The sequence below is a fragment of the Bacteroides muris (ex Afrizal et al. 2022) genome, from assembly GCF_004793475.1.
Taxonomy (GTDB): Bacteria; Bacteroidota; Bacteroidia; order Bacteroidales; family Bacteroidaceae; genus Bacteroides; species Bacteroides muris.
Genome location: NZ_SRYZ01000048.1, coordinates 1 through 12,976, shown reverse-complemented (window position 1 = coordinate 12,976; position 12,976 = coordinate 1). Strand labels below are relative to the sequence as shown.

General features: G+C 40.5%; 9 protein-coding genes. All 9 read left to right on the top strand.

Going from position 1 to position 12,976, the window contains the following annotated elements:
- The first annotated feature begins 9 nt into the window (after nucleotides 1-9).
- The 9 genes from E5355_RS15680 (at nucleotide 10) to E5355_RS15640 (ending at nucleotide 12,937) form a co-directional block, all read left to right on the top strand.
- Entirely contained in the window at nucleotides 10-1,641 is a 1,632-nt protein-coding gene (locus E5355_RS15680) for a TonB-dependent receptor (protein WP_136011082.1), read from the top strand.
- A 145-nt stretch (nucleotides 1,642-1,786) separates the two neighbouring features.
- The gene (gene topA / locus E5355_RS15675; protein ID WP_136011081.1) at nucleotides 1,787-4,189 is read left to right on the top strand and encodes a type I DNA topoisomerase; all 2,403 of its coding nucleotides are present in this window, start codon (nucleotides 1,787-1,789) and stop codon (nucleotides 4,187-4,189) included.
- Between the two features lie 541 nt (nucleotides 4,190-4,730).
- Nucleotides 4,731-6,335: a tetratricopeptide repeat protein gene (locus E5355_RS15670; RefSeq protein ID WP_168354356.1), complete on the top strand. Its 1,605-nt coding sequence runs from the start codon at nucleotides 4,731-4,733 to the stop codon at nucleotides 6,333-6,335.
- Between the two features lie 150 nt (nucleotides 6,336-6,485).
- Nucleotides 6,486-6,839 carry a DUF3244 domain-containing protein gene (locus tag E5355_RS15665; RefSeq protein WP_136011079.1) on the top strand — a complete coding sequence of 118 codons (354 nt, stop codon included), beginning with the start codon at nucleotides 6,486-6,488 and terminating at the stop codon, nucleotides 6,837-6,839.
- 82 nt (nucleotides 6,840-6,921) lie between these two features.
- Nucleotides 6,922-8,367: a C10 family peptidase gene (locus E5355_RS15660; RefSeq protein WP_136011078.1), complete on the top strand. Its 1,446-nt coding sequence runs from the start codon at nucleotides 6,922-6,924 to the stop codon at nucleotides 8,365-8,367.
- A gap of 49 nt (nucleotides 8,368-8,416) precedes the next feature.
- Entirely contained in the window at nucleotides 8,417-9,865 is a 1,449-nt protein-coding gene (locus E5355_RS15655; RefSeq protein ID WP_136011077.1) for a C10 family peptidase, read from the top strand.
- The gene (locus tag E5355_RS15650; RefSeq protein ID WP_136011076.1) at nucleotides 9,862-11,424 is read left to right on the top strand and encodes a C10 family peptidase; all 1,563 of its coding nucleotides are present in this window, start codon (nucleotides 9,862-9,864) and stop codon (nucleotides 11,422-11,424) included. Before E5355_RS15655 ends, E5355_RS15650 begins: the two co-directional genes overlap by 4 nt.
- A 36-nt stretch (nucleotides 11,425-11,460) precedes the next feature.
- Nucleotides 11,461-12,198 (top strand): hypothetical protein, encoded by a 738-nt coding sequence (locus tag E5355_RS15645; protein ID WP_136011075.1) that lies wholly within the window; start codon nucleotides 11,461-11,463, stop codon nucleotides 12,196-12,198.
- A 16-nt stretch (nucleotides 12,199-12,214) separates the two neighbouring features.
- A complete protein-coding gene (locus E5355_RS15640; protein WP_136011074.1) occupies nucleotides 12,215-12,937 on the top strand; it encodes a hypothetical protein in 723 nt (240 codons plus the stop codon).
- Nucleotides 12,938-12,976: the final 39 nt, after the last annotated feature.

Below are 12,976 nucleotides of genomic sequence, written 5' to 3'. Positions count from 1 at the left end.
GTGAAAGATATGAAAAAGATAACATACATCCTTGCAGGAGTCACCCTCGCGGTGCTCTCTCTGGAAGCACAAGCCCAGACACAACCCCAGGACACCACCATGAACCGTACGGTAGTCGTGGAACAAGAATACAACCCGGACATCATGGATGCCTCCAAAGTAAACGTGCTCCCCAAAGTAGAACCTCCTACCGTCAGCAAGAAGGCGGTGGAATACGACGCCACCCTGATGCCGGCAACCCAAATCCCCGCAGGCATCATGCAAGCCTATACCGGGAAAGAGACGCAGACGAAAGCACAGCCCGGCTATGCACGTCTGGGATATGGGAACTACGGCAACCTCGATATACGCGCCAACTATCTGTTCTCCTTGTCTCCCAAAGACCGCCTCAACCTGACATTCGGCATGGATGGCATGGATGGCAAACTGGACTTGCCGAGCAACGGCGGGAAGTGGAACTCCTTCTACTATCGCACCCATGCCGGCATGGATTACGTACACGCCTTCGACAAAGTCGATATGAACATTACCGGGAAGTTCAACCAAAGCAACTTCAACTCCCTGCCCGGTTCCATCGCCGGCAAGCAGAAATTTGTTTCGGGCGACGTACATCTTGGGGTAAGCTCCACGAGTGAGGATATGCCTCTCCGATTCCGTGCCGAAACCAATTTGCTGCTCTACCAACGGCAACACGACCTCATGGTAAGCAACATCAAAGAAAACATCGTGCGTACGAAAGCCGATGTCACCGGCTCCATCTCCGATGAACAGACCATCGGTGTGGCGTTTGCCATGAACAACATATTCTACGGCGACGAACGGTTCGAAAGCCACACCAGTGCAGACTTCAACCCCTATTATCTTTTTCAGAATGACGACTGGAGAATACGCCTCGGCGCACACGTCGACCTGGCTTTCGGTTTCGGCAAGCAGTTCCGCGCCGCACCCGACGTAGACATACAATACATCTTCTCGGACAGCTACATCCTTTATGCACAAGGCAAGGGAGGACGGCTGCAGAACGACTTCCGCCGTCTGGAAACCATCACGCCTTATGGAATAACCAACCAACAGCCGGATGACACCTACGAACAACTCAACGCTGCCATCGGCTTCAAGGCAAGCCCCGTCAGCGGATTGTGGTTCAACCTCTATGGCGGGTATCAGGATTTGAAAAACGATTTGATTGATACTCCGACTGTCAAGTCCGACGGGATAAGCAATGTTTACCTCACAGAAGATACCAAGAACCTCTACGCCGGAGCCGACCTGAGCTACAACTACAAGGATGTTTTCTATCTCGCCGCCAATGCCGTCTATCGCCATTGGACAACGGACTCAGACGGTTCTGATGTCGTAGTAAGCTTCAAACCGGCCGTAGAAGGCAATCTCAATCTCAAGGTACGCCCCATCTCCCCACTGCTTGTCGGCATCGGCTATCAGCACATCTCACGCCAGGGCGTGGAGGGCAACAAGGCGGACCCCGTCAGCAATCTCTATCTGAACGGCAGCTACGAACTCTTCAAAGGTATCTCCGTGTATGCGCGCGTGAACAACTTGCTGAACAAAGATTACCAGTACTACTGGGGATACCCTTCAGAAGGTCTTAGTTTCTTAGGCGGAGTAAGCTTCCTCTTTTAATAGGGGCAGCACAAGCCGGAGCTCTAAATTGAACAAAAAAGGTCATTTTTGCTAAATTCTCCTTATATTATAAGGTGGGAAGAATCTTTTTTTCCTACTTTTGCGGGCGAATTCAGTGGCGGGAGTCACTAAAAAACAGAAATTTATGCAGAAAAACCTTGTCATAGTCGAGTCTCCGGCGAAAGCAAAAACCATCGAGAAATTCCTTGGAAAAGATTTCAAAGTCCTTTCCAGCTACGGCCATATACGTGATTTGAAGAAAAAAGAATTCAGTATTGACGTAGACAAAGACTTCAAACCGCATTACGAGATACCGGCAGATAAAAAGAAAATCGTAACCCAACTGAAAGAAGAAGCCGAGCAGGCGGAAACCGTATGGCTGGCTTCCGATGAGGACCGCGAAGGGGAAGCCATCGCATGGCACTTGTACGAAGTGCTGAAACTGAAACCGGAACGCACCAAACGCATCGTCTTCCATGAAATCACCAAAGGCGCCATCCTGAAAGCGATAGAAAATCCCCGCGACATTGACATCAATCTGGTCGATGCCCAGCAGGCCCGACGCATCCTGGACCGTATCGTAGGTTTTGAACTTTCACCCGTGTTGTGGAAGAAAGTGAAACCCGCCCTTTCTGCAGGCCGTGTACAGTCCGTAGCCGTCCGCCTCATCGTGGAGCGCGAACGCGAGATACACGCATTCCGGAGTGAAGCATCCTACCGTGTTACCGCCGTATTCCTCGTTCCGGACACCGACGGCAAAACGGTGGAAATGAAAGCCGAACTGGCACACCGCCTCAAGACAAAGGCAGAAGCCCGAAAATTGCTGGAAAGCTGCAAATCGGCCACATTTACCATCAACGACATCACCACCCGTCCGCTGAAGAAAGGTCCTGCCGCCCCCTTCACCACCTCTACCTTGCAGCAGGAGGCTGCCCGCAAACTGGGATTCACCGTGGCACAAACCATGATGGTGGCGCAACGTCTGTACGAATCGGGATTGATAACCTATATGCGTACCGACTCAGTCAACCTTTCCGAGCTTGCCGTCAACGCCAGCCGTGAAACCATCTCCAACCTGATGGGCGAACGTTATGTACACAACCGCCACTTCGCCACCAAGACTAAAGGAGCACAAGAAGCGCACGAGGCCATCCGTCCCACCTACATGGAAAATGCCAAGATAGAAGGTACCCCACAAGAAAGAAAGTTGTACGACCTCATCTGGAAACGTACCATCGCCTCGCAGATGGCAGACGCCGAAGTGGAAAAAACAACCGTAACCATCGGCATCAGCAACGAGCCGGAAACTTTCACTGCAACCGGAGAAGTGGTAAAATTCGACGGTTTCCTGCGCGTCTACCGCGAATCGTACGATGATGATGTAGAAACCCAGGAAGATGAAGTACGCCTACTGCCCCCTCTGAAAAAAGGACAGAAGCTCGAACATGAAGGTATCACCGCTACCGAACGTTTCACCCAACACCCTCCCCGCTACACGGAAGCAAGCCTTGTGCGCAAACTGGAGGAACTGGGTATCGGACGTCCGTCTACCTACGCTCCGACCATTTCCACCATCCAGCAGCGCGAATATGTAATAAAAGGAGAGAAAACGGGCGAAGAACGCATCTACAATGTACTCAACCTGCAAGGCAATGAAATAATGGACAACAACTATACGGAAATCACCGGAGCCGAAAAGTCAAAACTGATGCCGACTGACACGGGTATCGTGGTCAATGACTTCCTGATAGAGTACTTCCCTGACATCCTTGACTACAACTTCACAGCGAGCGTCGAAAAGCAATTCGACGAAATAGCCGAAGGCGACAAGCAATGGACCGCCATTCTGAAAACATTCTATAAGAAATTCCATCCTTCAGTAGAAAACACGCTTGCCGCGAAAACCGCCCACAAGGCAGGCGAACGGATTCTGGGAACAGACCCCGTCAGCGGAAAGCAAGTGTCTGTAAAAATCGGACGTTTCGGCCCAGTAGCACAGATAGGTACTGCCGAAGATGAGGAAAAGCCCCGTTTCGCCCAGGTAAAGAAAGAGATGTCCATCGAGACCATTACACTGGAAGAAGCGCTGGAGCTGTTCAAACTTCCCCGTACCCTCGGCGAATACGAAGGCAAAAACGTAGTTGTCGGTGCAGGGCGTTTCGGACCCTATATCCAGAACAACGGCTTGTATGCTTCGTTGCCCAAGACAATGGACCCGATGACTGTCACGCTGGAAGAAGCCATCGAACTGATACAAAAGAAGCAGGAAGCAGAAGCCCAGAAACATATCAAAAAGTTTGAGGAAGAACCGGAACTGGAAATCCTGAACGGGCGCTATGGCCCTTACATCGCTTATAAAGGCAGCAACTACAAGATTCCTAAAGACATCATCCCCCAAGACCTGAACCTTCAGGCTTGTCTGGAAATTGTGAAACTGCAAAGCGACAAGGAGACGGGCAAACCGAAACGGACTGCAAAGGCGGTGAAAGCAACAAAAACTACGAAAACAACCGCCAAAGCAACTGCCAAAACGAGCAAGACGAAATAGGATGAAGCCGATTTACTCTTCCTTTCATATCGGAAGAGTTTCGGACAATCCGAAAGAAGCCCAAGGTTCAGAGTACCAAAATACTTTTTTGTACAACCAGAGTTTTCACGGTATTTGTCATCTCTGCATGCCCGATTCTTCAGGCACGGATGATGCGAATAAAGAAAGCCAATAGTGCCACTGCAAAAGGCGTGCAGTAGTTTTGCAGTGGAGTTGCACTGATTATCAACTACTTATTTTACCCACATAGAATGAGGGAAAAGATTTATCTACATAAAATGGAGGAAAACACTCCTTTAGCCAGTTTTTGTAAAAAAGCCTTGTGTCTTCGTTAAATATTGCATATATTCGCCGTGCATGCAAGATGGATAAGTAAAACTCAACCGTCAAGATGCAAAAAAGACAATATACCATGAAGCAAATCAACCTTTTATCGGCACTCCTGCTGCTATGCCTCTATGCCTGCAACAACAAACCATATCCTCATACTATGCAAGTGGCAGATAAATTGGTATATAGTAATCCGGACAGTGCCTGCCTATTGCTGGAACAACTCCGTGACAGTATCACTACAGAACCCAAAGCCACACAGATATATTACCAACTACTGAACATAAAGGCCAGAGACAAAGCCTATATTACACATACCTCTGACAGCCTCATCCTGGAAGTTCTGCATTATTATGAAGATAAAAAAGACAAAACGCATTTACCCGAAGCATATTACTATGCCGGGCGAGTATATGCCGACTTAGGAGATGCCCCACAAGCATTAGACTACTATCAGAAAGCAGCAGAACTGTTGGAAGGAAGTACGGATTACCGATTGCAGAAAGTGATTTATAGTCAAATGGGAGAATTGTTCCTTTATCAGGGAGTATATGAAGAGGCGATGAAAACATACAAAAAAGCTTATCGGTATAGTGCATTGACCAAAGATGAAAGAAGTATAATTGTCAACCTCTGCAATATAGGGACAACTTGGATGGCTTTCGATAAGCAAGACAGTATTTTACACTATTATACACTTGCACTAGCACAAGCCGAGAAGAACAAAGATAAAGAATCAATAACCATGATGCACTATCGCTTCATTGATCTATATATCCAACTAAAGCAATACGATTCAGCCAAAGCCATATTGCAAACGGTCATACTTTCTACACCACCACAAGAAACAGCGCAATATGCAACCGTTGCAGCTTCATATCACGAAATGGGGAAATTTGATTCTGCACAGCACTACTATAATATCATGCTGAAGAGTGATAATATCTATGCCCTACAAGCCGCTCATTGGGGATTAGCAAAAATCTCAGAAAGAGATTCCAATTGCTCTTCCATTTTATATCACCTCCAGCACTACAATGAATTGACCGATTCCATCAAAAACATTACAGACAGCGAAAGTATCCGTAAAATGCAGTCACTTTACAATTATCAACTACATGAAAAAGAAAGTAACCGATTAAAAAACCAAAGTACCCGCCAACAGTTCTGGATATTATCTTCACTCTTGACATTAAGTATTCTGGTGCTTGTCTTCCTTATTTATTTTTACACAAACAAACAAAAGAAAGCCCGTTTGGAGAATAGCTTGAAAGAGCTGAAACGGCAAAAAGAGGAGCAGTACCAAAGAAGTACACAATACATTGAAGACAATAAGCACAAAATAGCGTTATTGGAAAAAAATTTACAAACAATCAATCAGAGCAACAATGCTATGCAAAAGCTGCTCTTGGCACAAAAAGAGCAGATACTTCACATGAACTGCAAAATAGAAGCAGACCAAAAAGAACAATCCTTAGCCGAAATAGCCTTTCGCCAATCCGATATTTACTGCAAATTCAAAGATGCCGCTAACGACAATAAACCTATTGATGCCCAAGACTGGGAAATGCTACGCATCAAAGTGGATCGTTGCTATAAAGATTTCACAGCACGCCTGCAAGCCATCTACCCCGTAAGCGACATTGAAATGAAAATCTGCCTATTACTCAAAATAGGAATCAACGTAACAGGTATCGCACAGCTTACCAGAAGAACTAAATCAGCCATTGTCTCTGCCCGCAAAAAGCTGTATGAAAAGACACACGGGAAAGTTGGCAAACCGGAACAATGGGACAAAATTATTCAGTCGTTATAGATGCCTATATAAAAAGGTACAGTTATACACACAAAAATAGCACAAAATAGCACGTCAAAACAAGAACCGCACAAAAACCGCACAGTTCTTAAATGAGGAACAAATTGAAATCCTATAAATTCGCAAACTAAAACTCAAATACATCAAATTATGAAACGTTTGCTTATTATTATTTGTTCTTGCCTTCTTTACATAGGATTATGTTCAGCTAAGACGAAAATATATTTAGAGAGAAAGCAAAAAAACGCCCAAACGCGTTCTTTAGTCACAGAACCAACGGCCAACCACGAAGGCAATACCATCTATCTACAATCCGATGTCTTCATAAAGGAACTTCAAGTGACCGTCAAAGACGAAAAAAGGAACATCATTTTTTCAGAGTTCATTTCTCTCTCTTCCCAGCAATCCTATGCTCTTTCTATAGGAGATGCAAAAGAAGGAATTTATATTTTAGAGTTGAATGACGGAAAAGAGGAATATTACGGCTATTTTGAGATCTACTAATAGATAACCCATATTCTCAAACTTAAAGCTTCTTAATAACCATAATCAGTTCCTTTTTAAAAGGAACATAACACAAATTTACATGAAGAAAATTAATTACTTTTTATTGGTGCTGTTAGGAATTACATTTTTTTCCTGCATCAATGAAGATTTAAACAATCACTCTCAAAATCAGAGAAAAATTGAACTTACAAAAAATGAAGTACTAAGCATTGCATACGATGATGCGAAACAACTTAGTGATGAAGACATCTTTAATGTCGTAAATGATTTTGCAAATCTTGAAAGCAACTGTATGACAAGAAACACTGCAACATCTTTCAAAATCACTAAAAGAACTTTCATTAATGAAGATGGAGAATTCGACAGTCAAGAAGTTAAAACTAAAGCTATTGATATAGAGAATGACATCATCTCTGAAATTTGTGAAGTAGAATTTAACAATGGCGTTACTAAAGGTTTAGCTATAGTAGCAACAAATGCAAAACTTCCATCCATAATAGCATTTATTCCCAATAAGGGAGGCGAGAAAGTAATGGAACGTAGTGGAGCCAATGAGCTACTTCATGCATCAAAAGCCAGCTATTTATATAAAGCAATAAAAACAAGAGAATTAGTCGATTCCTTAAGACAACCAACTCTCGAAAAGATTAGTAAAGAACTGGAAATTCCCATCAATGAAATTACGTACGAAAAAATAGAAAACAACATTGTACTTACAGATGCCGCAACTACCAGAACAACTGCAGTACCAAGTCAACCTGCCGGAATTGAAAAATTGAATAGCTCAATAGACCCAATGGTGAAAACCAATTGGGGACAAGAAGCACCTTATAACGGAAAATTCTACATTGACCAGAATAAAATAGATATGGTGCAAACAGCTAATGGAGTAATAAAAACTTCTGTACCAGTAGGTTGTGTAAATGTTGCCCTAGCTCAGCTGATGGGATATACTCACCTCAAAGTATACAAACCACTCATTTTTCATGTACCGGGTACGCCTGCAAGTAATACATACCTGCCTGATTTTCATAGAATGACAGCAAAACCCACTATAGAGCAAGTTCCTGGAGTGGCTGATCATATTCAATACCTCATGTTCAACCTTTATGATATGAATAAAACTACACCAGAAAAAGATTGGCGAGATGTGGTTATAGCAAGTAATGTTACTGAAGAAAATATGATTAATACAATGAATAAATACTTTAAATATAACCCTAAAAGTCTATTTGTGGGGGATCAAGTTTTAGCTTCATTGCGCAACAAACATCCAGTACTCATGCTAACAACCGATCATGCCTTCATTATATCAGGTCTTCTTATTACAGAAAAAGCCGGAACTACCCGCCAATTAGTAAAAACGAATGATGTGTATTGGCATGCAAATTTTGGATGGGCCAATGAAACTACAGGATATTATCAATTGGATCAGAAAGCTAATACTTATTTTGAAGCAGGTGGAACAAAAGAATGGTGCTACAAAATGGAATGTATAAAGAATATTCGCGCCAAAGACAATTAATTTGGGTCATTCTCAGAATATTACTATCAACAGATAATAAAAAGAAAAAATGAAAAGAATAACATTTATCAGTTTAATATCCCTCTGCATCTTAGCAGTGGGATGTCAATCCAACGAATTAGACGACATAGCTACTAAAAGCAATATCAAAGTGCAGTTATCTCCAGAAGAATTACTTAGCCTTCAATATGAAAGCTCACCAGAACTGAGTCAAACAGAAATGTTCAATCTATTGAGAGCATTCCATGATAATGAAATGGAAGCTAATACCAAATCACATTCATCATTCCAGCCATCATCTTTCCAAATTAAAAATAAATACTATCTGGATAAAGACAATACACATAAAGGCAATTTGCATACAAAAAGTATATCTGATACCGAAAATATAATTCCTATTTATGAAATTGGAATTATATCAGGAGAAAACAATGGGATTGCTATTGTTTCCGGAGATAGAAGAGCACCACATATTATTGCATATATTGATAGAATAAAGGATAATGACACTATAGCAGCTGGTCCCAACGCATTGATACAGTGGGGAGAAATGTATATACAAAATGAAGTAAACAGATTCGATGAAGCCAGAGATTCGTTATATAAATCTGCCTCTTCTAAAATTTCCAAAGAATTGAATATTCCTATATCCGATATTCAATATAAAAATATCAAGAACCGAATAAGCACAGAGACTCCTATAAGTCGTTCTAAACCGATTGATGAAGTTCCATCTAACTTGAAGCTTTTAGTTGGCATATTGCCTATGTGCCCCGTAACATGGGGACAATGGGAGCCATACAACTGCATGTTACCGAAAGGGAACTGCGAAAAGTTTTTTCCCGGATATGTTGAAAACACTAATTACCCAGCTGGAGCAGGAGCTGTGACTATTGCCCACCTTATGACTTGTATTGAACCAAACAGAAGAGTACTTGGACTGGGAATAGATTGGAGATACCTAACTGAAAATAAAGAAATAAAAGCACCTGATTATTTCAATGCCGGTGATCCTATTGCAAAAAGAGAAATGGTTGGCAACCTTTTTAAACTGATTTATGATAAAACTAAATCTCATACTGTTGCAAATTCCAATGGAGTAGTAACCGGATCTACTTGTACGGTTTCAGATATAGAAAACTACATTAAATCAATATTCAGTTGTAGTGGTAGAAAGTCGTGGAATATAAATACCATTAAAAACTCTATAAAGGCACGACAACCAGTGTATGTATACGGGAAACCCGACAATAAACCTTCTGCTGGTATCTATCCATTCATATTGGATGGGCTAAAAGAATGTCATGGAAGAATAGATAATGTTCCTTACGACATTGACGTAAATTATATTCATGCTAATTTCGGATTTGGTAACGGTTATCAAGATGGTTACTATTTAATGGATATAGAGAAGACTACAATAACATTTGAGACAACCGTTCCATTAATATTCAAAGACCAAGCATTAACAATGATCGCTAATATAAAATTGAAATGAGAACAATAAATTACACTATAAGAACTGCACTTGTATTGACAATCTGTGCATTCGTTTTCTCAGCATGCACTGACACTTACGAAAAGGACATTGCAACCAGCAATGTCCAAACCCGTAAGCTTATTCTTACTCCTGAAGAATATGTAAGTATTGCCTATGATAATCCCCAAGAGCTTTCAGAAAAGGACATAATTGAAGTTATCAATGATTTCCAAAGTATTGCTTCCCAGTTTAAAGGAGAAGCCACTACTAAAGGAACCAATGCTATCCAAGCAAATACTATCTCCAAATATTATCTTACAAATAATAACACAATAGATAGACGAAATATTACTCATTCTATCGATAATTCTAAATTAAACATTCCTATATATGAAGTAGAATTAAGCAAAAATGGCAATCAAAAGGATTTCGCGATTGTATGTGGAGATGAGAGAGCTCCTAAAGTTCTTTTTTATGCCAACGACTATGAAACCTCATCCAATGAAGATAACGTAGGGATGAGATACCTTATGGAAATAGCCAAACTAAGTTCCATTGAAGACATTGAATCAATAGAAGAAATCAAATTATTAAAAAGAGATTCTACACTCAATAAAGTCAGCAAGGAACTGAATATACCTAAAGACCAAATTACAAGAGATTTTATTAAGACAAAAATTACCACTAACGAAAATGTAACAACTAGAGAGCATAATCCCATCGGTGGGACAACAACCCCATCGGGACGTATTTTATCAATCATTCCTTCTATGTCAAACATTGCCTGGCATCAAGAAGCGCCATACAATAAACAAATACCGAAAGGTCTCAGAGCAGACGGAGTGGGATCATATTATGAAGACAATTATCCTGTTGGCTGTGCCAACATTGCAATTGCATCATTATTCAGTATATTACAGCCCATTATGGTTGGAGTAACATCTAACGGTAGAGAAATTTTAATAGACTGGGATTATATTACATCAAGTAGATCCCTTAATTCTTCAAGTCCTGCGAAAATGGCAGAAATGGCTAGTAGTTTATTGAGAACAATATACAACCGAACATTTTCAGAGCCAAAATATGCTGTAATCAAGACATACGACGAAGATAATAATCCCATAAATATAAAAGTTGTCACAGAGACTACAACCACCATTCAGAATATGATTAACTATATCAAAGTTGTAGCGACATATTCCGGTGGAACAAATGCTAAGTTTAACCCTAATACCGTTCTAAATTCTTTACTAGATCAAAAGCCGGTTCTTCTTTTTGGGAATGGGCACTTTGTTGACAAGAACCACCAACCAATCGATGATCCAATATATGACAGCACCCCTGGACATGGTTGGCTAATTGACGGATATTGTTTAGCGAAGAAATCAGGACAAGCAAGAAACGATCAATATTGGTCAGTAAATATGGGATGGGGGAAAAACTCTTCTTACGTCTATTTTAAAACGCAAGACAATTTTCAAAATTGCGATGTAACCTTCCCATATAACGATGAGGGAGTGAACATTACCTATTATACACAAGAACAGTGTATGATATACAATATTGTCAAAAGATAAGATATAAAAAGATTATTCAACTAAACTATCACTATTATGGGGAAATTAATATTTACAACCTTCTGCCTTTTCATTCTTTTCGGCTGTTCTAAAAATGAAGCAGATCAAAAAATTGCAGAACCGACTACAACTACAATATCTTATAGTGTATTGGCCGGCCAGCATATCTATGCACCTCTCAAGAAAGGTAATAGCGAATACATACTCAAAACAGACAATCCCAATATAGTAACTTTCGAGTATTTAGAAGATATAGAAGCCGTTTCTATATCAACATTAGATTGCGGAAAAGCCTCTATCACAGTAACGGACGCAAATAATGATACGATAGCCATCATTAAAATTTCTGCCAACTATTGGGGAAGTAAAGAAATAGAAGAAATAGGCCAATCAGAGACTGTAAAGCCCGAGGTACTTGTAGTAAGTAAGGATATGGAAACTAAACTACTTATTGAAAAGGAGTTATGGAATTATATAAATCAGAGAAATGGTACACTATACTCTTTTGATGGAAAAACAAAAGAGTTTACAATAAACATCACTCAATTGGGGGAAAGATACCAAGGCACCTACTGTTGGAGCATTGATTCATTAGTTCTAAACTACAATAACATGACGGAGAAATATGCTTTTCAAATAATTCAAGGAAGAGATTACTACAAAATACAAGCAGACAAGACAAAGGAGTATCAATCAATCTATCCAAAGGCAGGAATAACATCTGTCAAAATTAGCAGAATCTGGTATGATTCAGGTAAACTACACATTCAATAGTAAACACTAAACTGATATGAAGCTTAAACATTTTCTAATCCTGACAATCTTCATCTTGACAAGTTGCTCTGACAAGAACAAAACGTCGATAGACGATGATTCTATAATATTAAGTAATTACTCTATACGCTTTCTTGCAGGAGACGAATATACGGTTGATGTACTTTCAGATACTGAAGCCTTAAGCCTTATAGAAAAAGAACCGAAGATTGCATCTGCATGGTGGACTAATGACGGAAAATCTATTAGAATAAAAGGAGAAAGCGTTGGCAGTACCTCCATCTACATTATAGATAAAAAGCAAACAGACAAAGTAGCAGAAATCAAAATAATCTCCGACTATTTTGCAGGAAACTATAAAGAAGATGGAAGTAAAGCAATAATTATAGTAGATGTAGCTTCTCAAGACAAATCCATAAAAGATGAAATCGAGAACGATTTGAAGAATATAGCAACCTGTAGAACTGGTACTATGTACTCTTTCAATAATGATACCAGAAGCGTCATTATCAGCAAACAAAATGGTAGTAAACACACTGGTAGTTACGACTGGAATATAAACCAACTAACAGTTATCACTAATGATATTATTTACAATTATGCATTTCAGCATATTGGTAACAACATTGTCATGTTGGAATTAAACTATTTAGATACCTATAAGACAAAATATCCAGATACCCCTATTCTTGCCGCCAAACTTTTATTATTTCTATCACAAGTCATTAGTGTCCCATAAAAAATAGGGACTAGTTAAACATTAAATAAATTTGGCCCA

What these genes read in the sequence shown, in the direction of transcription:
- E5355_RS15680 (WP_136011082.1), top strand. Translation starts at nt 10, where the DNA reads ATGAAAAAGATAACATACATCCTTGCAGGAGTCACCCTCGCGGTGCTC.
- topA (WP_136011081.1), top strand. Translation starts at nt 1,787, where the DNA reads ATGCAGAAAAACCTTGTCATAGTCGAGTCTCCGGCGAAAGCAAAAACC.
- E5355_RS15665 (WP_136011079.1), top strand. Translation starts at nt 6,486, where the DNA reads ATGAAACGTTTGCTTATTATTATTTGTTCTTGCCTTCTTTACATAGGA.
- E5355_RS15660 (WP_136011078.1), top strand. Translation starts at nt 6,922, where the DNA reads ATGAAGAAAATTAATTACTTTTTATTGGTGCTGTTAGGAATTACATTT.
- E5355_RS15655 (WP_136011077.1), top strand. Translation starts at nt 8,417, where the DNA reads ATGAAAAGAATAACATTTATCAGTTTAATATCCCTCTGCATCTTAGCA.
- E5355_RS15650 (WP_136011076.1), top strand. Translation starts at nt 9,862, where the DNA reads ATGAGAACAATAAATTACACTATAAGAACTGCACTTGTATTGACAATC.
- E5355_RS15645 (WP_136011075.1), top strand. Translation starts at nt 11,461, where the DNA reads ATGGGGAAATTAATATTTACAACCTTCTGCCTTTTCATTCTTTTCGGC.
- E5355_RS15640 (WP_136011074.1), top strand. Translation starts at nt 12,215, where the DNA reads ATGAAGCTTAAACATTTTCTAATCCTGACAATCTTCATCTTGACAAGT.